The organism is Devosia sp. GW821-FHT12F11 (genome assembly GCF_058806655.1).
Map to the genome: position 1 here is coordinate 669,400 of NZ_JBXAPX010000001.1, position 22,184 is coordinate 691,583.

19 protein-coding genes and 1 riboswitch are annotated in these 22,184 nt (G+C 65.1%); of the genes, 10 read left to right on the top strand and 9 right to left on the bottom strand.

The window, feature by feature from the left end:
* Positions 1–56 precede the first annotated feature (56 nt).
* Complete coding sequence (locus AC1ROK_RS03405; protein ID WP_492843834.1) at positions 57–944, bottom strand: LysR family transcriptional regulator; 888 nt, start codon at positions 942–944, stop codon at positions 57–59.
* Between the two features lie 205 nt (positions 945–1,149).
* Between AC1ROK_RS03405 and AC1ROK_RS03410 the strand changes: the two genes are divergently transcribed.
* Genes AC1ROK_RS03410 through AC1ROK_RS03420 form a run of 3 tightly spaced genes read left to right on the top strand, consistent with a single transcriptional unit; the run spans position 1,150 to position 3,270 of the window.
* Entirely contained in the window at positions 1,150–1,299 is a 150-nt protein-coding gene (locus tag AC1ROK_RS03410; protein ID WP_176730385.1) for a DUF1127 domain-containing protein, read from the top strand.
* Positions 1,296–2,279: an aldo/keto reductase gene (locus AC1ROK_RS03415; protein WP_492843837.1), complete on the top strand. Its 984-nt coding sequence runs from the start codon at positions 1,296–1,298 to the stop codon at positions 2,277–2,279. Before AC1ROK_RS03410 ends, AC1ROK_RS03415 begins: the two co-directional genes overlap by 4 nt.
* 13 nt (positions 2,280–2,292) lie before the next feature.
* Positions 2,293–3,270 (top strand): aldo/keto reductase, encoded by a 978-nt coding sequence (locus tag AC1ROK_RS03420; protein ID WP_492843839.1) that lies wholly within the window; start codon positions 2,293–2,295, stop codon positions 3,268–3,270.
* A gap of 158 nt (positions 3,271–3,428) precedes the next feature.
* Here the strand turns inward: AC1ROK_RS03420 and rhaI are convergent, their stop codons facing one another.
* Together rhaI and AC1ROK_RS03430 are read right to left on the bottom strand one after the other, a co-directional pair.
* Entirely contained in the window at positions 3,429–4,721 is a 1,293-nt protein-coding gene (gene rhaI / locus AC1ROK_RS03425; RefSeq protein WP_492843841.1) for an L-rhamnose catabolism isomerase, read from the bottom strand.
* Positions 4,722–4,905: 184 nt separating this feature from the next.
* The gene (locus AC1ROK_RS03430) at positions 4,906–7,005 is read right to left on the bottom strand and encodes a bifunctional rhamnulose-1-phosphate aldolase/short-chain dehydrogenase (RefSeq protein ID WP_492843843.1); all 2,100 of its coding nucleotides are present in this window, start codon (positions 7,003–7,005) and stop codon (positions 4,906–4,908) included.
* 177 nt (positions 7,006–7,182) lie between these two features.
* On the opposite strand from AC1ROK_RS03430, the gene AC1ROK_RS03435 reads away from it, so the two are divergent.
* From AC1ROK_RS03435 to AC1ROK_RS03460, 6 genes are all read left to right on the top strand, one after another.
* On the top strand, positions 7,183–8,004 hold the full coding sequence (locus tag AC1ROK_RS03435; protein ID WP_492843845.1) for a DeoR/GlpR family DNA-binding transcription regulator: 822 nt from the start codon (positions 7,183–7,185) through the stop codon (positions 8,002–8,004).
* A 92-nt stretch (positions 8,005–8,096) separates the two neighbouring features.
* Entirely contained in the window at positions 8,097–9,098 is a 1,002-nt protein-coding gene (rhaS, locus tag AC1ROK_RS03440) for a rhamnose ABC transporter substrate-binding protein (protein ID WP_492843847.1), read from the top strand.
* Positions 9,099–9,180: 82 nt separating this feature from the next.
* Positions 9,181–10,734, top strand: coding sequence for a sugar ABC transporter ATP-binding protein (locus tag AC1ROK_RS03445; RefSeq protein WP_492843849.1), 1,554 nt, complete (start codon positions 9,181–9,183; stop codon positions 10,732–10,734).
* Positions 10,731–11,708, top strand: a complete 978-nt coding sequence (locus AC1ROK_RS03450) for an ABC transporter permease (RefSeq protein WP_492843851.1) — start codon at positions 10,731–10,733, stop codon at positions 11,706–11,708. The genes AC1ROK_RS03445 and AC1ROK_RS03450 overlap by 4 nt, the downstream gene beginning before the upstream one ends.
* Positions 11,705–12,715, top strand: a complete 1,011-nt coding sequence (locus tag AC1ROK_RS03455) for an ABC transporter permease (RefSeq protein ID WP_492843853.1) — start codon at positions 11,705–11,707, stop codon at positions 12,713–12,715. Before AC1ROK_RS03450 ends, AC1ROK_RS03455 begins: the two co-directional genes overlap by 4 nt.
* Positions 12,712–14,079: an FGGY-family carbohydrate kinase gene (locus AC1ROK_RS03460; protein WP_492843855.1), complete on the top strand. Its 1,368-nt coding sequence runs from the start codon at positions 12,712–12,714 to the stop codon at positions 14,077–14,079. Before AC1ROK_RS03455 ends, AC1ROK_RS03460 begins: the two co-directional genes overlap by 4 nt.
* 27 nt (positions 14,080–14,106) lie before the next feature.
* Here the strand turns inward: AC1ROK_RS03460 and AC1ROK_RS03465 are convergent, their stop codons facing one another.
* Together AC1ROK_RS03465 and AC1ROK_RS03470 are read right to left on the bottom strand one after the other, a co-directional pair.
* Positions 14,107–14,316 carry a hypothetical protein gene (locus AC1ROK_RS03465; RefSeq protein WP_055873599.1) on the bottom strand — a complete coding sequence of 70 codons (210 nt, stop codon included), beginning with the start codon at positions 14,314–14,316 and terminating at the stop codon, positions 14,107–14,109.
* Between the two features lie 576 nt (positions 14,317–14,892).
* Complete coding sequence (locus AC1ROK_RS03470; RefSeq protein WP_492843857.1) at positions 14,893–15,459, bottom strand: ASCH domain-containing protein; 567 nt, start codon at positions 15,457–15,459, stop codon at positions 14,893–14,895.
* Between the two features lie 303 nt (positions 15,460–15,762).
* Here AC1ROK_RS03470 and AC1ROK_RS03475 point away from each other — a divergent pair, with 303 nt between their 5' ends.
* A complete protein-coding gene (locus tag AC1ROK_RS03475; protein ID WP_492844671.1) occupies positions 15,763–16,719 on the top strand; it encodes a LacI family transcriptional regulator in 957 nt (318 codons plus the stop codon).
* 245 nt (positions 16,720–16,964) lie between these two features.
* Here the strand turns inward: AC1ROK_RS03475 and AC1ROK_RS03480 are convergent, their stop codons facing one another.
* From AC1ROK_RS03480 to AC1ROK_RS03495, 4 genes are all read right to left on the bottom strand, one after another.
* Positions 16,965–17,996 carry an aldo/keto reductase gene (locus AC1ROK_RS03480; protein WP_492843859.1) on the bottom strand — a complete coding sequence of 344 codons (1,032 nt, stop codon included), beginning with the start codon at positions 17,994–17,996 and terminating at the stop codon, positions 16,965–16,967.
* A 191-nt stretch (positions 17,997–18,187) separates the two neighbouring features.
* Positions 18,188–19,144 (bottom strand): MBL fold metallo-hydrolase, encoded by a 957-nt coding sequence (locus AC1ROK_RS03485; RefSeq protein ID WP_492843861.1) that lies wholly within the window; start codon positions 19,142–19,144, stop codon positions 18,188–18,190.
* A gap of 113 nt (positions 19,145–19,257) precedes the next feature.
* The gene (locus AC1ROK_RS03490) at positions 19,258–20,805 is read right to left on the bottom strand and encodes an ABC transporter substrate-binding protein (protein WP_492843863.1); all 1,548 of its coding nucleotides are present in this window, start codon (positions 20,803–20,805) and stop codon (positions 19,258–19,260) included.
* A 59-nt stretch (positions 20,806–20,864) separates the two neighbouring features.
* A riboswitch (guanidine-I (ykkC/yxkD leader) is annotated at positions 20,865–20,972 on the bottom strand.
* A gap of 221 nt (positions 20,973–21,193) precedes the next feature.
* Positions 21,194–22,183, bottom strand: coding sequence for an ABC transporter permease (locus AC1ROK_RS03495; protein WP_492843865.1), 990 nt, complete (start codon positions 22,181–22,183; stop codon positions 21,194–21,196).
* Between the last annotated feature and the right edge of the window lies 1 nt (position 22,184).

Sequence of the window (22,184 nt, forward strand, 5' to 3'; positions counted from 1 at the left end):
ACTCCAGACGATTGCATTCCCGGCCGCAGTATTCTCGACCTCCACTTGCGATGGGGTTAAGAGGGCGGCCGTCTCCGCTCGCCGCGAAACAGCGGCCCATGCTCGCGCATCAAGGCGGCAATGCGGTCGGCCACCAGCCGAACCTCCGGGCGGTGGCGGTCCTCGTGGTGCGTCACCAGCCACTGCTCGGTTTCGAGTTCGGTGATCGGCATCGCCACCCGCACCAGCCGGGCGTCGCTGTCGCCGACAAAGCAGGGAAACACCCCGAGCCCGGCGCCCGCCGCCACCAGTTCGCGCACGCTCTGCACATCGTTGCCGCGCACGCCGATGCGATCGCCGTGATGCGCCATCAACCAGCGGGCCGAGGCGACGTTGGCGGCGTCGCCCGTGACACCAACGAACAGTCCGGCCTCGATACCGTTGATCAGGTTGAGGCCCGAATAGAGCGCATGCGCCACCCGGCCGATCTGCCGTCCCGCGAGGTTAGGGTCGAGCGGCCGCTCCGAGCGCACCCCGATATCGGCGGCTCGCCGGCCGATATCGAGCTTGGCATAGGCCGTGGCGAACTCGATCCGGATATTGTCGTCGACGTGCCAGAGCTCGCCGATGTGCCGGGCGAGAAAGGCCGAGGTCCAGGTGCCGGCCGAGATGCGAACGATCTGCTCGCCCACCGAGCCGTCGCGCCAGCGGGTCAGCGCCCGCATCGCCGCTTCGACATCCTCGGCGCGGGCCAGCAGTTCCTCACCGGCCGGGGTGAGCTGATAACCGGTCTGCCGGCGGATGAACAACGGCTCGCCGATTTGCTGTTCGAGCGCTGTAACCCGCCGGCCGAGCGTCGCAGCGCTGAGGCCGGTGGTGGAGGTTGCGGCGCTGAGGCCGCCGAGCCGCGCCACGTCGAGGAACAGCCGCAGGTCGTCCCAGGAGATGGTGTCGCCGACGCTCATCTTTCATTCCTGCAAAGCGCGTTGCGGACTTGCTTGTATCGCTTCAAGCCGCGAAGGCGCAAGTATGGGGCGTTCGGAGCACGCTTTCAGGCCAACGACTTGGCCGCCGCGCCGCTCCATCAAGCACAGCGCCATCGCAAGACTATGTCCGCCCGTCACCGGGGCGGGGCCGATGCCGCTTTGCGTTGTTGAAAGGAGACCGAAGATGTTCAGAACCTTGACCCGACGCCTCACCGAATGGTCGCGCCTCCGCCGCGACATCCAGCGGCTGAAGCAGCTCGACGATCACCTGTTGGCCGATCTCGGCATCGAGCGCGAGTGCATCACCCACAGCGCCCTCACAGGTGAGAAATGAGCGTGACGGTTCGCCTGTGGGACGGGCAACAGGTTCCCCGCGTCGGTATCGGCTGCTGGGCCATCGGCGGGCCGTTCAAGATGGATGGCCGGCAGGATGGCTGGGGCGCAATCGACGACGGCCAGTCGCTCAGGGCACTGGCCCTCGCCCATGAGCTGGGCGCCCGCCTCTTCGACACTGCCGATGCCTATGGCACCGGCCATAGCGAGGAGGTGCTGGGCGAGGCCTTCGGCAACCGCGCCGACGTGGTGATCGCCACCAAGTTCGGCTTTACCTACGATCGACAAAAGCGCGAACTCACCGGCACCAACGTCACGCCCGCCTATATGGAAGAGGCGCTGGCCGCTTCGCTCAAGCGGCTGAGGCGCGATCGCATCGACCTCTACCAGCTGCATGTCGGCGACGCCTCGGCCGACGCGATGGACCGGCTGGGGCCCGCACTCGAGCGCCGGGCCGAGGCGGGCGACATCGCCGCCTGGGGCTGGAGCACCGACGACGCCGCGGCGGTGGCGCGCGTGCTGCACTACCCGCACTTCAAGGCCGTGCAGCAGGGGCTCGACGTGTTCCGCGATGGTCCGGAAATGGTGGCGCTCTGCGACCGCTATCGCCTGCCCAACCTGATCCGTTCACCGCTCGCCATGGGGTTCCTCACCGGCAAGTTCACCGCCCGGTCGCAGGTCTCGACCGACGACGTGCGTGGCGCCGGCCATAGCTGGGTGCGCGACTTCAAGGATGGGCGTCCCTCGGCGGAGTCGCTCAAAAAGCTCGACGCGATTCGTGACGTGCTGACCAGTGGCGGGCGGAGTGTGGCGCAAGGGGCGCTCGGCTGGGTGCTGGCCCGCTCGCCGCAGACCATCCCGATCCCCGGCTTCAAGACCGAGGCGCAGGTCCGCGACAATCTGGGGGCGCTCGACAAGGGGCCGCTCCCCATGGCCGCCATGGCCGAAATCGACGCGCTGCTGGCGCGCGAACTTGCCTGAGAGGAGGCCGCAGATGGAAAGGCGACAGTTCGGCAGCATCGGCGAGGTCAGCTGCCTGACGCTGGGCGGTGGCGGCATCGGCCAGGTGTGGGGCGAAACCAGCCGCGATGAAGGCATCGCGACGCTGCGGATGGCGGTCGACGAGGGCATCGACGTGATAGACGCGGCCCCCGGCTACAAGGTGTGCGAGGCGCTGATCGGCGAAGCCTTCGCGGGGCGTCTGCCCAGCGGCGTGAAAGTCACCACCAAATGCGGCATCGGCATGCTGCCCGACGAGCAGGTCTATCGCCGCCTCCGCGGCTCGCTGGAACAGAGTCTCAAGGCGATGCGGCTCGAACAGGTCGATCTGTTCTTCCTCCACAACCAGATCTGCCCCGACGATTTCGTCTACCCCTCAGAAAACGAGCGGCGCAGCGAAATCGCCACCACCTGGTCGAGCTATCGCGACGCGGTGGTGCCGGCGTTCCAGCAGCTGCAGCGCGATGGGCTGATCGGCGGCTGGGGCATTACCGGGGTGAGCGTGCCGGCCACCATCGTCGATGCGGTGACGCTGGGGCCACGGCCGCACGCGGTGCAGGCGGTGGCCAACCTGCTCGACAGTCCCGGCGGGCTGATCGGCTTCTCGACGCCCTCCCGGGCCCGCGAGATCATCGAGGCGGCGCATCTGAGCGGCGTCGGGGTGATGGCGATCCGCGCGGTGCAGGCCGGGGCACTGACCTCCCACTTCGACCGGAAATCGCTGCATGACCGCGACACCGCCGACTTCGAGCTCGCCGCGCCGTACCGCGCCCTCTGCGCCAAATGGAGCGAGGACCCGGCGATCATCGCCTACCGCTATGCGCTTGATATGGCCGGGGTCGAGACGCTGGTGCTGGGGGTGAAGAACCGCGACGAGCTGTCGGATGCGCTGCATGCCGAGCGCGCGGGGCCACTGGAGCCGGAGCAGCTCGCCGCGATCGAGGCGCTGGGACTGCGGGAGATGGCTGCTTAGTCGACCAACGGGCCGGTACGGGCTGACCCCCACCCCTGTCCCCTCCCCCTAAGAATGGGGAGGGAGACCAAAACACTGGCCTTGGTGAGAGCGTCTCCCTCCCCTTGTTTAGGGGGAGGGGAGGGGTGGGGGGCCACAGCCACCGGACCCCCGAGTGATCACACGATCCCGCCGCCACCCGCTGCCACAGCGGGACGCACGGCGGCAACGCGCTGGCGGTAGCCGGCCTTGCGATAGGCGGCGATCGGATCGATGGCGCCGTTGGCGTCGAGCCGTGCCTTGGCGAGGATCGGCTCCACATCGGTGCGGAACGCCAGCTTCAGCGTTTCCGACGCCATCAGCGCGTCGTCCGACTGCTGGTAGCCCTCGAGCGCCTTGCGATCGACCAGCAGCGCCAGCGCATAGGCGCGCCGCACTTCGTTGGCCGAGCGGATCAGCGACTCGATCGGGTCGGTGACGTTGTGGCTCTGGTCCAGCATGTGGGCCGGCTCGAACCCATCGGCCTTGCGGAGCTCGGCATCGACCAGTTCGTTGAACACCAGGAACAGCCGGTACGGGTCGATCGAGCCGGTATCGAGGTCGTCGTCGCCATACTTGCTGTCGTTGAAATGGAAGCCGCCCAGTTTCTTGAACTGGATCAGCCGGGCGACGATCATCTCGATATTGACGTTGGGCGCATGGTGCCCGAGGTCGACGAGGCACTGCGCCTTGTCGCCCAGTTCAGTGGCGATCAGGTAGTTGGTGCCCCAGTCCTGCACCACCGTCGAATAGAATGCCGGCTCGTACATCTTGTGCTCGGTGAAGAGCTTCCAGTCCGCCGGCAGATCCGCATAGATCGCCTTCATCGCGTCGAGGTAGAACTCGAACACTTTGGTGAAGTTGACCTGGCCGGGGAAGTTCGACCCGTCGCCGATCCACACCGTCAGCGCCTTGGAGCCGATGGTCTTGCCGATCTCGATGCATTCGAGATTGTGCTCGATCGCCTGCTGGCGCGTCTCCTTGGCGTAATTGGCGAGCGAGCCGAAACGGTAGGAATGGGCCTGGCCCGGCGCGTCCGAGAAGGTGTTGGAGTTCATCGCATCGAACCCCAGCCCGAAGCGCGATGCCGCCTGCTTCAGCCGGTTCGGATCGGCCTTGTCCCACGGAATATGCAGCGAGACGTTGGGCGTGGCGCGGGTCAGCTGGTTGATCACCGAGCAATCCTCGAGCTTGTCGAAGATATCGCGCGGCTCGCCGGTGCCCGGGAATTTCGCAAAGCGCGTGCCGCCGGTGCCGACGCCCCAGGAGGGGACGGCAACGGTATAGGCCGAGACTTTCTTCAGCACCGCATCGATATCGATGCCGCGCCGGCTGAGCTGCTCGCCCAGATGCGCATAGTCGGCATCCAGCGCCTTGCGGTTGGCCTCGTTGGTCTGGTCGACCACGGACTGGTCGATGAGTTGGTCGGTCATGCTTCCTCCCCTTTGTGCATTCTGCCCCACCCTCATCCGGGCTTCGCCCACCTTCTCCCATCAAGGGAGAAGGCCACCCCGCAGGCCCTTCAGTCGGGCCTTCTCCCGCTTTGCGTTGCGCTCTGGCGCATGCCAACCGCTAGTGTGGGAGAAGGTGCCCGAAGGGCGGATGAGGGGGCTCTTGTTACCGTGTGAACGACTGCGCGTTGCCTGCGTCGACGTTGATGATGTTGCCGGTGGATTTGGCCGACATGTCGGAGGCGAGGAAATAGATCGCCTCGGCGATGTCCTCGGGGAAGACGCTCAGCTTCAGCAGTGAGCGCTGGCGATACATTTCCTCGAGCCCCTCCTTGTCGGTCTTGTAGGTCGAGGCGCGCTGTTCCAGCCACTCGCCGGCCCAGATCTTCGAGCCGCGCAGCACCGCATCCGGGTTCACCACATTGACGCGGATCTGCTCGGCCGCGCCTTCCAGCGCGAGGCAGCGGGCAAGGTGGATTTCGGCTGCCTTGGCGGTGCAATAGGCTGCGGCGTTGGGTGAAGCGGCGAGGCCGTTCTTCGATGCCACGAACACCACGTTGCCGCCGATCTTCTGGGCGCGGAACATCCGGAAGGCTTCCCGGCTGACGAGGAAATAACCCGTCGACAGGATGTCCATGTTCTTGTTCCAGAGCTCCAGCGTCGTCTCCTCGATCGGCGCGGAACTGGCAAGCCCGGCATTGGAAACGAGGATGTCGATGCCGCCGAACTCCACCGCGGTATGAGCGAAGCCCGAAATCACCGCCGCCTCGCTGGTGACGTTAAGGTTGACCGGCCGGACCACGTCCTTGCCGAACGCCTTGCCGAGTTCCTCGTTGGCGGAGGCGAGCGCCGCCTCGTCGATGTCGGCGAGCACGACACAGGCACCTTCGCGCAGCAGTCGCACTGCGGTCGCCTTGCCGATGCCGCCGGCGCCGCCGGTGACCAGCGCGATGTGGCCGGCCAGCGATTTCGGCTTCGGCATGCGCAGGAGCTTGGCTTCCTCGAGCAGCCAGTACTCGATGTCGAAGGCTTCCTGCTCCGGGAGCCCCTGGTAGGTGGAGACCGCCGACGATCCTCGCATCACGTTGATGGCGTTGACGTAGAACTCACCCGAGATGCGGGCCGTTGCCTTGTCCTTGGCGAAGGTGAACATGCCGACGCCGGGCATCAGGTAGACCACCGCATTGGCGTCGCGGATGGCGGGGCTGTCCGGGTGCTTACAGCGGTTGTAGTAGCCCGCGTAATCGGCACGGTAATCCGCCGTCGCCTGTTCGAGGCCGGCAACAACGGCATCGATATCGGGCTTGGTCGGATCGAAATCGATCACCAGCGGCCGGATCTTGGTGCGCAGAAAATGGTCGGGGCAGGAGGTGCCCAGTGCCGCCAGCGGCTTCAGGTCCTTGGAGCCAACGAACTCCAGCACCGCGGCGCTGTCGTCGAAATGGCCGAGCATCTTGAACTCGTTGGAGATTAGCCCACGAATTTTCGGCATCAGCCGCGCCGCGATGGCCCGGCGCTCGTCGGCCGGCAGCGGCGCCACGGCCTGGCCGCCAAAGGCCGGCTTGCCGGCGGTTTTGGTCTCAAACCAGGCGATCGCCTTGTTGATGGTGTCGATGGTCTGCTCGTAGCACTCCCGGGGGGTATCGCCCCAGGTGAAGAGCCCGTGGCTCTCGAGGATCACGCCCTTGGCTGAGGGGTTGTCGAGGCAGAACTTTTCGAGCCACAGCCCAAGCTCGAAGCCCGGCCGCTTCCACGGCAACCAGCCGATCTCGTCACCGAAGATCTCCTGGGTCAGTGCCTTCGAATCCTTGCTCGCCGCAATGGCGATGATCGCGTCGGGATGCATGTGGTCGACAAAGGCGTGCGGCACATAGGCGTGCAGCGGCGTGTCGATCGAGGCGGCGCGCGGGTTGAGATTGAACGTCGCGTGCGGCAGGTAGCCGACCATCTCGTCTTCGTGCGCGAGGCCGCGATAGAGGCCCTTCAACGCGCGCAGTTTATCCATGTAGAGCGTGGCGAAGCCATCGAGCTTGATCGAAGCGGAGTCGCCGCCCGAGCCCTTCACCCACAGCACCTCGACATCCTGTCCGCTGAGCGGATCCTTCTGAAAGATCTTCGAGGAGGTGTTGCCGCCGCCATAGTTGGTGACGCGCTTGTCCGAGCCGAGAATGTTGGAGCGATAGACCAGCCGCTCCGGCTCGGTCATCCCTGCCGCTTTGGCATCGTCCCAAAGGTTCTGCAGGCGCGCTGGCGCGTTCCCCGACATGATAGTCCTCCCGAAGGCATTGGTCTGAATTGGTACCGGACATGCCTCCGAAGACCTGAGCCTGTCAATCAGAAACACTCAAGAACGATCACTGATGGGGCGAAAGTCGCACTCGTTGCGGTGGAATGATTGACAGTGACGGGTTTTGGTGAAATTGAGGCAGTAAGGGAGACGACTTTGCACGAAACCGAGCGACACAGGGTCATTCTGGCCGCCGTCCAGGCGCGTCCGCTGGCGACAGTGGCCGATCTGGTCGACATCACCGGTACGTCGGAAGCCACCATTCGCCGCGATATTGCGGCGCTGCATGTGCAGGGCCGGCTGCGCCGCGTCCGCGGCGGCGCCGAAGCGATCAACCCGCCCGAGCAGGGTGGGCTGATGGGGCGGCCGTTCTCCGTCAACGAAACCATCAACATTGCCCAGAAGCGCGCCATTGCCCGCGCCGCCGCCGACCTCTGCAAGGACGGCGAGCCGATCATCATCAATGGCGGCACGACCACCTATCAGATGGTGCACTACCTGACCGGCCGTCGGCTCTCGGTGTTCACCAACAGCTTCGCCATTGCCGAACACCTGATCCACAATTCGCGCAACAGCGTCGTCATTCCTGGCGGCACCGTCTACCGCGAGCAGAACGTCATCCTGTCGCCGTTCGGCGGTGTCGTCGCCTCGCACTTTTATGCCAAGCGCATGTTCATTGGCTGCCAGGGGCTCGGGGCCCACGGCCTGATGGAGGCCGATCCGATGGTGGTGCAGTCCGAACTGGCGCTGATCAACCAGGCCGAGGAGCTGATCGTCCTCGCCGATTCCTCGAAGTTCGAAGGGCGCTCCAGCCTGATCCTCTGCGGTCTCGATCGCATCTCGATGGTCATCACCGACAGCGGCATCCGCGAGGAAGACCGCGCCATGCTCGAGAAGGCCGGAGTCAGCCTGACTGTTGTGGACGGCGGCCAGGAGTCCGCCAACCAGTCCGCAAGCCAATCCGCCTCGGTCGCCTGACGGCCGGGTGGCACTACGAAGTGCTGAAGGGAATCTCGACAGCGCTTCTACTGACATGTTAGCATGTTAGCATCGTCAAGGGAGGATACCCAATGAAACTGCTCAAGACTCTCGGCATCGGCTCGGCCGTTGCCGCCATGGCTCTGCTCGCCGCAACCGGCGCCAGCTTCGCCCAGACCCGCATCGCCGTCGTCGCCAAGGATATCGGCAACGGCTTCTTCGTGGCGGCCGGCAAGGGCGCCGAAGAGGCGGCCAAGGAACTCGGCGACGTGGAGATCATCTTCACCGGCCCGACCGAGCCGACCGCTGAAGGCCAGATCGAGGTGATCAACACCCTTGTGGCCCAGCAGGTCAATGCCATCGTGATCTCGGCCAACGACCCTGACGCGCTGGTCCCGGCCCTGCAGAAGGCCAAGGAACGCGGCATCACCGTGGTTTCGTTCGACTCGGGCGTCGCCGCCGAAGGCCGCGACGTGCAGCTCGACCCGTCTTCGATCGACCTGATCGGCAAGACCATCGTCAAGCTCGCCGCCGACAACCTGCCGGATGGCAAGGGCAAGATCGCCTTCCTGTCGGGCACCGCTACCGCGACCAACCAGAATGCCTGGCTGGCTGCCGCCAAGGAGCACTATGCCGAGTTCCCCGGCGTTGAAGTGGTCTCGACCGTTTATGGCGACGACCTGTTCGACAAGTCCTACCGCGAAGCCCAGGGCCTGATCGCCTCGTTCCCGGATCTGGCCGCCATCTCGGCCCCGACCTCGGTCGGTATCGTCGCCGCGGCCCAGGCCGTCACCGACGCCGGGCTGATCGGCAAGATCAACGTCACCGGCCTCGGCCTGCCGTCGGAAATGGCGGCGCACGTCAAGTCCGGCGCCTCCAAGTCCTTCGCCATCTGGAACCCGATCGACCTTGGCTACTCGGCCACCATGATCGCCTACCACCTGCTGAAGGGCGAGGCCAAGGCTGAGCCGGGTGCGGAAATCGCCATCGGCCGCGTCGGCAAGATCGTGCTCGACGACAGCCGTTCGGCCGCCATGAGCGACCCGTTCACCTACGATGCGTCGAACATCGACCAGTACTCGTCGATCTTCTAAGATCGCCTGATGAGAGCGGGCTCGGCAGCGCCACGCGCCGCCGGGCCCTTTTGTTTACCTGTACCCCGGATCACCCTGAGCCATGCTCGAAGTCGCGACCCCAGCCGAGCCCGGCCCCGTTCTGGCCGAGACCCAGCCGCTGCTGACCCTCAAGGGGATCAGCAAGCGCTTTCCCGGTGTCCGCGCCCTGCATGACGTGTCGCTGTCGCTCTATCCGGGCCAGGTCACCGCGCTGATCGGTGAGAACGGCGCCGGCAAGTCGACGCTGGTCAAGATCTTGACCGGCATCTACCAGCCCGACGAGGGCGAGATTGCCATCAAGGGCACCCCGGTGCACTTGAGCTCCGCCCACGCTGCCTTCGGCGCCGGCATCACCGCCATCCACCAGGAGACGGTGCTGTTCGACGAACTGTCGGTGGCCGAGAACGTCTTTCTGGGGCATGCCCCGCGCACCCGCTTCAAGACCATCGACTGGGGCAAGATGCGCCGCGAGGCCCGCCAGGTGCTCAATGACATGGGCGCCTCGCACATCGACCCCAACCACCGGCTCAAGGATCTGAGTATCGCCAACAAGCACCTGGTCGGGGTGGCGCGCGCCATGTCGATCGATGCCGACGTGGTGATCATGGACGAGCCGACTGCCGCGCTGTCCTACAAGGAGATCGAGGACCTGTTCGTCCTGATCGAACTCCTGAAGGAAGACGGCAAGGCGGTGCTGTTCATCAGCCACAAGTTCGACGAGATCTACCGCATTGCCGACCGCTACACCGTGTTCCGCGATGGCGAACTGGTGGGCTCGGGCCTGCTCAAAGAGACCGACCAGAATGCCATCATCAAGATGATGGTGGGGCGCTCGGTCGACCACATCTTCCCCAAGCGCGAAGCCAAGATCGGCGCGCCGCTGCTCGAGGTGAAGGGGCTGAGCCACCCCACCGAGTTCGACGATATCAGCTTCACCCTGAAAGCCGGCGAGATCCTCGGCTTCTACGGCCTTGTCGGCGCCGGCCGCTCCGAGGTGATGCAGGCGCTGTTCGGCATCACCAAACCGTCCGGTGGTTCGATCGCGCTCGGCGGCGCCACCATCGCACCTGCCTCGCCGGCCGATGCAGTGAACGCCGGCATCGTCTACGTGCCCGAGGAGCGCGGCAAGCAGGGCGTGGTGATCGGCCTGCCGATCTTCAAGAACGTCTCGCTGCCTTCGCTCAAGCGCACCAGCAAATCCGGCGTGCTGCGCTTGCGGGAAGAGTTCGCCCTGGCCCGTACCTATACCGAGCGGCTGGACTTGCGCGCTTCGTCGCTGAGCCAGGATGTCGGCACGCTTTCGGGCGGCAACCAGCAGAAGGTGGTGATCGCGAAATGGCTGGCCACCAGCCCCAAGGTGATCATCCTCGACGAGCCGACCAAGGGCATCGACATCGGCTCCAAGGCTGCGGTGCACGAGTTCATGGGCGAACTGGTGGCCGAGGGCCTGTCGGTGATCATGGTCTCGTCCGAACTGCCCGAAATCCTCGGGATGAGCGACCGCGTGGTGGTGATGCGCGAAGGCCGCATCGTCGCCATCCATGACAATCAAGAGCTGAGCGCCGAGACCCTGGTGCGCACGGCCGCCGGCATCGCCGAGGAGCAGCAGCGGTGAAGACCCTTCTGAAATATCGCGAGATCTGGCTGGTGGCGGCGATCCTCGCCCTCGTCATCGGCGTCTCGTTCCGCTCGCCCGGCTTCATCCAGCCCAAGAGCCTCGCCAACATCTTCAACGACACCTCGATCCTGATCATGCTGGCGCTCGGCCAGATGGTGGTGATCCTCACCCGCTCGATCGACCTGTCGATGGCGGCGAACCTGGCGCTTTGCGGCATGTGCGTGGCGCTGTTGAACGTCGCCTTCCCCGGCATCCCGGTGCCGCTGCTGCTGCTCGCCGCGGCGGCGCTCGGCACCGCGCTCGGCGCCATCAACGGCGCGCTGGTGTGGAAGCTCGATATTCCGCCCATCGTCGTGACGCTGGGCACCCTCACCATCTATCGCGGCATGATCTACGTCATCGCCGGTGGCGCCTGGGTCAACGCCCACCAGATGACCGAGGCGTTCAAGGCCGTGCCGCGCACTGAGCTCTTCGGCATCACGCTTTTGAGCTGGTTCGCCATCGCCGTCGTGGCGGTGTTCTTCATCCTGATGACCCGCACTCCGCTCGGCCGCTCGTTCTATGCCACCGGCATCAACCCGACGGCCGCGACCTATGCGGGCATCAATGTCGGCCGCACCCGCTTCATCGCCTTCTGCGTCGCCGGCATGGTGTCGGGGCTCGCCGGCTATCTGTGGATCGCCCGTTACGCCGTGGCCTATGTCGATGTCGCTGGCGGGTTCGAGCTCAACATCATCGCCGCGTGCGTCATCGGTGGCATCTCGATCGCCGGCGGCATCGGCACCGTCGCCGGTGCGGTGCTCGGGGCGCTGTTCCTCGGCGTCGTCAACAATGCGCTGCCGGTGATCGGCATTTCGCCATTCTGGCAGATGGCGATTTCCGGCACGGCGATCCTGCTCGCGGTGATCTTCAACTCGCGCGGCGAACGCCGCCGCGGCCGCATCATCCTGAAGAAGGCGGAAGTTCTATGAGTTCGCTGACCGACGCGCCCGAGGCGCCCGCCACACACCGCCGGATCCCCAATCGGCTCGACAACCCGATGCGCTCGGCGCTGCTCAGCTGGGAGACCCTGCTGCTGCTCGTCGCGGTGGTGATCTTCATCGTCAACTCCTTCGCCTCGCCCTATTTCCTTAACGCCTGGAGTCTGTCGGACCTCACCTTCAACTTCACCGAGAAGGCGCTGATCGCCCTCGCCATGGCGCTGCTGATCATCGCCGGCGAGATCGACCTCTCGGTCGCCTCGATCATTGCGCTCGCCTCGACCTTGATGGGGCTCGCCGTGCAGTACGGCGCCGATACGCCGACGCTGGTCGCCATCGGCATCGGCACGGGGCTCGTCTGCGGCGCTTTCAACGGCGTGCTGGTGACCGGGCTGAAGCTGCCCTCGATCGTCGTCACCATCGGCACGATGAGCCTCTTCCGCGGGCTGAGCTTCATCATCCTGGGCGACGGCGTGTTCAAGGGTTACCCCAAGGATTTCGGCTTCTTCGGCCAGGGCTATGTGTTCTGGGTGATCTCGTTCGAGCTGGCGCTCTTCCTCGTCGCCGCGGTGATCTACTGGTTCGTGCTGCATCGCACCAATTTCGGCCGCCGCATCTTTGCCATCGGCAATAATGAGACGGCGGCCCGCTTCTCCGGCGTGCGGGTCGCCCGCGTGAAATTCGTGCTGTTCTGCCTCACCGGCCTGATGTCCGGCATCGCCGCGGTGCTGCTGACCAGCCGGCTCGGCTCGACCCGCCCGGCGATCGCCCAGGGCTGGGAACTCGAGGCCATTACCATGGTTGTCTTGGGCGGCGTCTCCATTCTCGGCGGCGCCGGCTCGATCATCGGCGTGGTGATCGCCGCCTTCATCATGGGCCTCGTCACCTTCGGGCTGGGGCTGCTGAACGTACCGGGTATCGTCATGTCGATCTTCATCGGCCTGCTGCTGGTCATCGTCATCGCCCTGCCCATCGTCTACCGCATGGCCCGAAAATGACTGTCCGCACAGTCGGGGTCATCGATATCGGCAAATCCAACGCCAAGGTGGCGGTGGTCGACCTCGACAGCCGCACCGAGATCGCGGTGCGTAAGCGCCCGAACACCGTGCTGCGCGACGGCAAGTACCCGCATTTCGACATCGAGGGGCTGTGGGACTTTGCCTTGGCTGCGCTGCGCGAGCTGAATTCCGAGTTCCCGCTCGACGCCATCAGCGTCACCACCCATGGTGCCTCGGCAGTGCTGCTCGGCTCCGAGGGCGAGCTGTCGCTGCCGGTGCTCGACTACGAGTTCGCCGGTCCCGACCAGTTCTGGGACGAGTACGACCGGGCCCGTCCGGATTTCTCCGAGAGTTTTACCCCGCGGCTGCCCGGCGGGCTCAATGTCGGCGCGCAGCTGTTCTGGCAGGCGCGCGCCTTTCCGGCCGAGTTCGCGCGCACCCGCTGGATCCTCACCTATCCGCAATATTGGTCGTTCCGGCTGACCGGCGTCGCCGCCGAGGAGATCACCTCGCTCGGCTGCCACACCGACCTCTGGGACTTCACCACCAACCTCTATTCGTCGCTGGTGATGAAACAGGGGTGGCTCGACAAGTTTGCCGAGGTCCGGCCGGCCTCCGACGTGCTCGGCGTGACGCTGCCCGAAGTGACGGCTTTGCTGGGGCTCAAGCGCCCGCTGCCGGTCTATTCGGGCATCCACGATTCCAACGCTTCGCTGCTGCCGCATATTCTCGAACGCGATCCGCCATTCGGGCTGGTGTCGACCGGCACCTGGGTGATCGTCGCTTCACCCGGCGGCGATATCGACAATCTCGACCTCGCGCGCGATTGCCTCGCCAATATCGATGCGCTGGGTCGTCCGGTGCCGTCGGCTCGCTTCATGGGCGGGCGCGAATTCGAGATGTTGAGCACGCCGCGCGAACCATCAGCGGAGACCGTCGAGCGGGTGCTGAACGAAGCGATCATCCTGACCCCGTCGGTGGTGCTGGGCTCGGGTCCGTTCCCCGGCCGGCAGGCGCAGTGGAGCCGGCCCCGCGAAACGCTTGGGGATGACGAGGTCTACGTGGTGACCTCATTCTACCTGGCGATGATGACCGCCGAATGCCTCAGGCTGACCGGCGCCGAGAACCATACGGTGGTCGAGGGCCCGTTCGCCGGCAACGCGCTCTATCTACGGATGCTGGCCGCGGCGACCGGACGGCCGGTGGAGCCGGTGAAACGCAGTGCGACCGGCACCTCGATCGGTGCGGCGCTGCTGGCCCGCATGGATCGGCCGCTGCCGGACGGGCATAAAACGATGTTGATCGAAGGTGATGCGGCCGCGGCGAATTATGCTGCAGCTTGGCGGAAGATGGTGGCAGCGTAAGGCTCCGGGGGTGTAAATCCCCGGAGATCACGCTTCCGGACGCAACGCGTCGCGGACGGCCGCCTCGGCGGCCTCGATGCTAGCGAACACCTGGCCATCCACTCCGAACGCGTCGAGCTTGACGGCGAGGAAGCGGAAACCGGCGTCGTGCGCGACCAGGACACCCTTTGGTTCGCCGTCGATATCGACAGCTATGGGCTTGGCGCTATGTGGCTTTTCGAAGTGGGCATGCTGCATGGAATGACCTCCATCGGCACGTCTCTGGGGACGGCCGGGGTGTTACCTGAACTGTGAGACGAATGGGTGACAGAGGTCACATTCGTTTGGGTCGGTAACACCCGTTGGAGCGATCTACCCATTTACCAATGAGCCCGGTTTGGAGAGTGGTGCGAATAGCGATGTGCATTTTCGTCTCCTTCCGGCGGCCGATGGCCTGGGTCATTCCAATGAGGGCGAGACTAGCGCGTCGCCCGCAGCTTTTGTGTGGCGAAGCTGAGTCCGCCATCAGGCACTTGTACGGCGTCGCGGCCCCGAGGTCTATTCGGCTTTCGTCGACGCTGGCGGAAAGATAGGTGAGCCCTGGCAGTTTCGCCAGCCCCGCGCGTTCCAAATAGCTAGCATGAAAGCGAAATTTCCTGCCTGTCGGAGTCGGTCGGACGAAAACTTCAGAGCGCTTGACGAGCGAGGTGCCTAGGCTCGCCCATCGGGTCATTCCCGCGAAAGCGGGAACCTCTGTTTTCTTGGCCCCACGCAAAACGGAGATCCCCGCTCGCGGGGATGACACCGCGGGTGGTGCAGTTCGTCGGTGAAACTCTAGAGTGTCGCCAGCAGCGCGACGCCGCGCGGCGACAGCCGGTAGCCGACTTCGAGGCTGATGGTGAGCCCGAGCGCTTTGAGCTTGCGGATATTGAGCTTGAACTCGGCCCGTTCCAGGCCGGCGCTCTCGGCGAGCGTGGTCGAGACCTCGCCCGGATGGGTGTCGATCAGTTGCAGCGCCTGTTTCGTCCACGGGGTGGCAGCCGCCTTGTCGAGCCTCTGCAGCTTCATCGCCAGGGTTTTCAGTTCGGCCGCGTCGGGTTCGGCCTCGCGCAGCGCCTCGCGCGGGTCGGGGCCGGCGGGATGGAGGCGAATGCGGTAGCAGGTGCCCTGCTGTGCATCGAACATGGCGATGACCCCGGCCCGGTCCTGGTAGCCCGCAGCGCGGGCATCGTCCTCAGTAACGTCCTCTGCGTCGATCGCTTCCACCGAATCGATGCCGACCATGCCGAGCTGCGTGCGCACCGCGCCGCCCGGCTTCACCGTCGGCTTCTTCCAGCGCCGAAAGGCCAGGGTGCGCTGGCCGGCGAAGATGGCTTCGAGGTCTTTGGTGCGGAACAGCATGGGCCGAACTCTACCCGGAGTTTTCTTCGACGAGAACGGTTGCTACGAAAGTATGCCAACCGGATAAGGGGCGTGGGCTTCCCGCCTTGAAATCGATTGCATAACATGTTGAGCTACGCCTGAGCGGATCCGGGGGAGCATCGCCGCTCACCCAAAGTGCCTCGCGAGTAGGCACCATCCGTTCGAGGGAGGACATCGTTGGCCGATACGGAGACGCGCGACAACAAGCGCGCCAGGGCTCGCCAGCCGCGCCGCACCGCCGGCAAGCCGGGCGGCAAGCCGACCCTGCGCACCATTGCCGAAATGACCGGCCTCGCCATCACCACGATCTCGCGCGCCCTCAACAATGCGCCCGAGCTGTCGGAGGAAACCCGCGTCCGGGTGCAGAAGATCGCGGCCGAGGTCGGCTATGTGCCCGACCGCACCGCCCTGAGGCTGAAGACCGGGCGTACCCATGTGGTCAGCCTGATTCTCGACCCGCACGATGAAATCCTCGGCTTCGGCCAGTCGATGGTGTCGGGGCTGACCGAGGCGCTGCGCGGCACGCCCTACCACCTGGTGATCACCCCGATGTTCACCGGCGGGGCGCCGATCGATCCGATCCGCTACATCCTGCGCAACAAGGCGGCCGACGGGGTGATCTTCTCACGCACCCAGCCGGACGATGATCGGGTGAAACTCTTGATGGAGGAGAACTTCCCCTTCGTCTCGCATGGCCGCACGGCTTTCCCCTCGGCCCACCCCTATGTCGACTACGACAACTATGCCTTCGCCCACCATGCGGTGATGCGTCTGAAGGCCAAGGGCTGCCGCAAGGTGACGATCATCCTGCCGCCCGACCGCTTCAGCTTCGGTCACCACCTGCGCGATGGCTTCATGGCGGCGATCCGGGAAACCGGGCTCGACTACGAAATCATCGACGGTGCGACGCTCGATAACACCGCCGACCAGATCCGCCTTGCTACCATGCGGCGGATCGCCGAACCGGACGCACCGGATGGCTTCATCTGCACCGGTGATGCCGCGGCTCTGTCGATCATGGCGGGCATCACCGATGCCGGCCGCGAGATCGGCAAGGACGTGCAGATGGTGGTGAAGCAGACCTCCGGCATCTTCAGCCAGGTGCGGCCCAAGGTCGACGCCATCTTCGAGGACACCGCGCTCGCCGGCAAGCAGATGGGCGAACTGCTGCTCCGCCGCATCAACGGCGAGCCGCCCGAGCAATTGCAGATCCTGCACGAGCCGGAGATCTGGTTTTAGGCGGCCCGTGCGTCGACCTTGCTCATGGCTGGCTGAATCCCGCCCCACGCACCGAGCGGCACCGCCCCCTTTGTTGGGAGGCCGGGAGGGGGGAGGCCACTAGCTCGGAAGTTCGAGGCGGGCGGATTTCGAGTTTCCAGCCCCAGCATCGAGGCTGTTGCACCACCCCCTCCCAACCTCCCCCATGATGGGGGAGGTGTCGGGCCGGTGGATGTGCGTTAGATCCCGCCACGCAGAGCTGAGTCCTACCGCCCACCCTCGATCTTCCGGTGCCGCTGGTTCACCCCGCCCTTGCCATAGGGGTAGTCGGCGACCTCGGGGGCGCTGGCGTCGGTCAGCTGCTGCGTGTGTTCGGCATCGAGCTTGAGACCCGCGGCCGCCAGATTGTCGGCGAGCTGCTCGCGGGTGCGGGCGCCGAGGATCACCGAAGTGACCGCCGGGCGGTCGGCGAGCCAGGCGAGCGCCACCTGCGCCATCGAGACACCGAGCGTCTTGGCTACCGCTTCGACCGCCGCGATGACCTTCCAGGTCCGTTCCTGCTCGTTGCGCGGACCGTACGATTCCTGCCCGCGGTTGGGGTTTTCGCCCAGCCGCGTTGAACCTGTCGGCATCTGGTCGCGCTTGTACTTGCCGGTGAGCCAGCCGCCGCCGAGCGGCGACCAGGGCAGGAGCCCGATATTGGCGTCGAGCGCTGCGGGCACGATCTCGTGCTCGATATCGCGGACCAGCAGGTTGTAGTGCGGCTGCAGCGTGATCGGCGGCGCGAGGCCACCGGCTTTGGCGATCCAGGACGCCTTGGTCAGCTGCCAGCCGATGAAGTTGGAAAAGCCGTAATAGCCGATCTTGCCGTTGCGGATCGCGTCGTCGAGGAACCTCAGCGTCTCCTCCAGCGGGGTCAGCGCATCGAAGGCGTGCATCTGGTAGAGGTCGATATGCTCGACCCCGAGCCGGCTCAGCGAGGCATCGAGCGCCTGGTTGAGATGGCGGCGCGACAGCCCCAGATCGTTCGGCCCGTCGCCCATCGGGAAGCGCGCCTTGGTCGTGACCAGCACCTGTTTGGCCGCCTCCGGCCGGGCCTTCAGCCAGCGCCCGACGATCTGTTCCGACGTGCCGGCCGAATAGACGTCGGCAGTGTCGAGGAAGTTGCCGCCCGCCGCCACATAGTCGTCCATCAACTGGAACGACGTCGCCTCATCAGCCTCGGCCCCGAACGTCATGGTCCCCAGCGTCTGCGAGGAGACGATGGCGCCGCTATTGCCAAGCTTACGATACTGCATGATTTCCCTCGATCGATTGAATCGCTTCAAGCGACGTCATAGTCGGTGCGGGTGTCATGGTCGAGTCGAACTATCGAAGGGTGGGGTGGCCATCAGGCGGGTCGCGGCTCAGCCGATGGCGCAGAGCCGCGACCCGCCTGACCCGCCCGACTGCTTTGTGTTCCCGAGGAGCGGGCAGCCTGGCTTGACCGTCACTCCGGGATTGCCGGGGTCGAACGGCCGCCATAGGACTTGTCGATCAGGGTCACGTTGTTGCCGTGCAGCCAGCGATAGGGCTCGTGCATGGCGAGAACGCCGCGATCGATCCAGGGCTGGATGAAGCTTTCGAGCGGGGCAGTCAGGTAGTCCGGCTCGTCCTTCCGCTTCAGCAACTGGACATTGTAGTCGAGGATCGCTTCGGTGAACTCCTGCGTGTAGCCGCCATTGTCGATGACCTCGAAGCGGCCGTGGCAGGGGTAGATGGACTTGGCGTCCATCGCCAGCAGCGAGCGATAGGTCATGATCTGCGCCGCGATTTCGCTGGTCATGGCCGGCGTGTTGAACGTCACCGTGTCCTCGACCGCATCGGCGGCGAGCAGGATCTTGTCCCTGGGCAGGTAGGCGACGAGGTGGCCGAGCTGGTGCACGAAGGTCTCGATGAGCTCGATCTGCAGGTCCTTGAGCCACACTGTCATCCGTCCATCGAACGTGCGGTTCGGCAGCACGACTTCCTTGACGCCGGGATAGTTCGGATCGCCCGCGCCCCAGATCTCGCCGCTCAGCATCTGAGGTGCATAGGCCTGCAGCTTCCAGCGGGTGCGATTGGTCGCGATGATATCGGCGTTCTTGTAGAGGTAGTTGCCGGCGATGTGGTCGCAGTCCCAGTGCGAGTTGATCACCGAGACATGCTTGATCCCCATCTCGCGGATATAGGCGTCGATGGCTTCCATCTGCTCGCCATAGACCATGGTGTCGAAGACGATGGCGCTGTCGCCGCGGTGCAGCACGTAGTTGCAGACACCGAGCTTCATGTCGATGTTGCCCTTTATCCACTCCGGATAGTCGGCGATGTCGCGGCCGTCGTAGAAGCAGATCAGGTAGTCGTTGATGTGCGAAACGCGCAGCTTCGGCACGAAGGGTTCGCGGACGATGTCCGTCTTGGTCGGCATGATGCCTCCGGTCTCTCAATGAGGTAGGGGCGGCCATCTTCCTGGTCGTGCTTTCGAACCGGAAAAGTCTGCAACTCTTCCTGAAAGCACTCCGCGACGACCGCCCGAGATGGTCACTCGGCCCAGCGCACCGAGCCGTAGTCGATATTGCCCGGCGCATAGGCGGCGCGGAGGTCGAGATCGACGAGGCTTTTGGGGGCGACCACCACGTCGTCGACGCCGACCAGCGGGATGAACAGGCCATTGTCGAAATACAGATGCCCTGCCTTCTCGTAGAGCGCGTTGCGCGCCGTGATATCGGTCAGCGTGCCGGCTTCCTGCAGCAGCGAATCGGCCTCGGGCAGGCCGCGGCCGTAGAAGTTGATCGGCGCGCCTGAGGCGAAGAAGATGGCGGACTGGTTCTCGGGATGGAGCGCATCCGGGGTCAGCTTGCCGATGTAGAAGTCGGGGCCATCCGGGTTGTCCTTGAGCCCGAATGCGGCGCCCTGCGGCAGGATGGTGACAGTGGCATTGATGCCGATGCTGGCGAGCTGCGCGACCAGCAGGTCGCCGACGCGGCCGAGCGCGTTCGACTCTTCGGTGCTGATGCCGATGGTGAGCGTGACCGGCCCCTTGGTCGTGACAGTGGCCTTGGCGGCTTCGAGATCATCAGGGAACACGATCGGGGTTACCGGATCGAGCATAGCCTCGGGATAGACCGACTTGGCCGGATGGCCGTAGGCGCCAAAGGCGTCTGCCACCCAGGTCGCCGGGTTGATGGCGGTGAGGAAGGCCTTGAGGACTTCAGGGTCGGTAAGCGGCCCGGTCGGCTTCACGAAGCCGATGATTTCCGATGTGCTGGGCGCCGCAATTGCCACGAGATCGGGCGGGAGCGAGGCGAGCTGGGCCCACGGGTAGTTGGCGGGAACCGCGTCGGTTTCCTGCGCCTGCAGGTTCAGCACCTGCTGGCCGATATCGGGTACCAGTGGCAGCTCGATGGTCGAGAAGAACGGTGCCTTGCCGTAGTAGCTGTCATTGCGCTCGAGCGTGTAGCCCTGGCCGCGCTCGAAGCTGGTGAGCTTGAACGGCCCGGTGCCGTCGGCGTTGGTGTCGAGCCACGCGCCGGCCGCCTTGCCACCGCCATTGTCGGCGAGTGCCTTGGGGCTGATGACCTTGGGGCCCCAGGGGCTCGCAAGACTGTCGAGCAGCGAGGGCTGCGGCATGCCGAGCGTGATGACGACGGTCTTGTCGTCCGGTGCGGCGATGTCCTTCACGTTCCACAGGAAGTAGCTGAGGATCAGCTCGCTGTCGCGGCGACGCTCGAACGAGGTTTTGACCGCTGCGGCGTTGAACGGCGTGCCGTCATGGAAACTCGCGCCCTCGACGAGATTGAAGGTGTAGGTGAGGCCATTGTCGGAGATGGTCCAGTCCTTGGCGAGGAGGCCGCGGATTTCGGCGCTGCCCGGCACGTATTCGACGAGGCCCTCGTAGACATTGTTGATGGCGGCGAGGCCGTCCATCTCGAAGGCATTGTCCGGATCGAACGAGTCGAAATCGGTGGCGATCGGCAGGCGCAGGGTTTCCTGGGCCTGGACAGCGCCGGCCGACAGGAGGGCGAGAAGTGCGGCGCCGGCAAACAGCCGGCCCGTGACGTGGCTGAATGGTTTCATTGTTGACGACATGAGTCGCTCCCTTGAACAGGGATCGACGGACCATCGTCGCCAATCCCTTGGCTTACGAGGTCTCCCGGGCTTTTGTCCCGCCGTGCGTCCGGCGGACTGTGGCGCCCGCCGGTGGCAGCTCTCGGACCAGACACGCAAAAAGCGCCGGAACCCTAGCCACCAGTCTCAGGGATGACGATGCAAGGGTCATGCCAGTGGTGTGGAATGGGTAAGGGATTGGAATTGCTGATGATTGTGACCGCGATGGGCGACATCGTCGGCTAGGAATGACCAACAAATATGCGTATGTGCAAATCTGCGCAATTGTTAGGCATGACGTGGCTCATTGTATGACGAGACGGTGGCCTCTGTTACCTGGCGGGGAGCGCCATCGAGAGGCAGTAGTTTGCTAAAGCGCGATCCGCGGGTCCGCCACCGACTGCAGCACTTCCACCAGCATCGTGACGAGGATGTAGAACGCCCCGAACACCATGGCGATCCCGAGCACCGCCGGCAGGTCGGAACTCCCGAACGACTGCACGGTGTACAGACCAAGTCCCGGCCACGAGAAGATGCGCTCGACGATCAGGAGGTTCCCATAAAGCAGGCCGACCTGCAGCCCGAGCATGGCGAGCGGGGCCGAGGCGGCGTTGCGCAGCCCGTGGCGGAAGAAGATGCGACCACCGCTGAGGCCCTTGCCGCGCGCGGTGCGGATATAGGGTTGGCGCATCACATCGACGAGTGCCGAGTTGAGCGAGCGACCCACCGAAATGGCGATCGGGACCGACAGGGCCAGCGCCGGCAGAAACAGATGCCAGAGTGCATTGAGGGCGATGTCGGGACGTCCCAGCAGCAGTCCGTCGAGGACGAAGAAACCGGTCGGTCCGCTGAAGCGGCGGATGTCGAGGCGACCGCTGCCGGGGAACCAGCCGAGCTTGAACCAGAGGAAATAGGCGAGCAGCAGCGCGGTCAGGAAGATCGGGAACGAGCCTGCCGCCAGCATGCCGAGCCGTACGCCGCCCGAGCGGGTCATCGTCGTTTGCGCAAAGGCGAGCAGGAACGCGAAGCTGGTGCCCAGCAGCATGGCGAAGACGATCAGCTCGAGCGAGGCCGGACCGTATTTCAGCACATCGGCTGCGATCGGCTGCCGGGTGCGGATCGAGGTGCCGAGATCGCCCTGTGCGAGGCGGCTCATGAACTGCCCGTATTGCACCAGCAGCGGCTGGTCGAGGCCGAGTTCGGCGCGGATGCGCTCGACCGTTTCGACTGGCGCCGAGGGGCCGGCAAGGGCACGGGCCGGGTCAGCCGGAATGATCGCCTGGAGGCAGAAGACGATGAAGCTCATCACCACGAGGACGAGGATGAGGCCGCCGAGGCGTTTGGCGAGATATGCCAGCATG

Excerpts from the sequence above, each read along its gene's own strand:
- rhaS (WP_492843847.1), top strand. The coding sequence starts at position 8,097 with ATGAAACTGCTCAAGACTCTCGGCATCGGCTCGGCCGTTGCCGCCATG.
- AC1ROK_RS03420 (WP_492843839.1), top strand. The coding sequence starts at position 2,293 with ATGGAAAGGCGACAGTTCGGCAGCATCGGCGAGGTCAGCTGCCTGACG.
- rhaI (WP_492843841.1), bottom strand. The coding sequence starts at position 4,721 with ATGACCGACCAACTCATCGACCAGTCCGTGGTCGACCAGACCAACGAG.
- AC1ROK_RS03495 (WP_492843865.1), bottom strand. The coding sequence starts at position 22,183 with ATGCTGGCATATCTCGCCAAACGCCTCGGCGGCCTCATCCTCGTCCTC.
- AC1ROK_RS03410 (WP_176730385.1), top strand. The coding sequence starts at position 1,150 with ATGTTCAGAACCTTGACCCGACGCCTCACCGAATGGTCGCGCCTCCGC.
- AC1ROK_RS03470 (WP_492843857.1), bottom strand. The coding sequence starts at position 15,459 with ATGCTGTTCCGCACCAAAGACCTCGAAGCCATCTTCGCCGGCCAGCGC.
- AC1ROK_RS03445 (WP_492843849.1), top strand. The coding sequence starts at position 9,181 with ATGCTCGAAGTCGCGACCCCAGCCGAGCCCGGCCCCGTTCTGGCCGAG.
- AC1ROK_RS03485 (WP_492843861.1), bottom strand. The coding sequence starts at position 19,144 with ATGCCGACCAAGACGGACATCGTCCGCGAACCCTTCGTGCCGAAGCTG.
- AC1ROK_RS03465 (WP_055873599.1), bottom strand. The coding sequence starts at position 14,316 with ATGCAGCATGCCCACTTCGAAAAGCCACATAGCGCCAAGCCCATAGCT.
- AC1ROK_RS03405 (WP_492843834.1), bottom strand. The coding sequence starts at position 944 with ATGAGCGTCGGCGACACCATCTCCTGGGACGACCTGCGGCTGTTCCTC.
- AC1ROK_RS03480 (WP_492843859.1), bottom strand. The coding sequence starts at position 17,996 with ATGCAGTATCGTAAGCTTGGCAATAGCGGCGCCATCGTCTCCTCGCAG.
- AC1ROK_RS03455 (WP_492843853.1), top strand. The coding sequence starts at position 11,705 with ATGAGTTCGCTGACCGACGCGCCCGAGGCGCCCGCCACACACCGCCGG.
- AC1ROK_RS03415 (WP_492843837.1), top strand. The coding sequence starts at position 1,296 with ATGAGCGTGACGGTTCGCCTGTGGGACGGGCAACAGGTTCCCCGCGTC.
- AC1ROK_RS03490 (WP_492843863.1), bottom strand. The coding sequence starts at position 20,805 with ATGTCGTCAACAATGAAACCATTCAGCCACGTCACGGGCCGGCTGTTT.
- AC1ROK_RS03460 (WP_492843855.1), top strand. The coding sequence starts at position 12,712 with ATGACTGTCCGCACAGTCGGGGTCATCGATATCGGCAAATCCAACGCC.
- AC1ROK_RS03475 (WP_492844671.1), top strand. The coding sequence starts at position 15,763 with ATGACCGGCCTCGCCATCACCACGATCTCGCGCGCCCTCAACAATGCG.
- AC1ROK_RS03430 (WP_492843843.1), bottom strand. The coding sequence starts at position 7,005 with ATGTCGGGGAACGCGCCAGCGCGCCTGCAGAACCTTTGGGACGATGCC.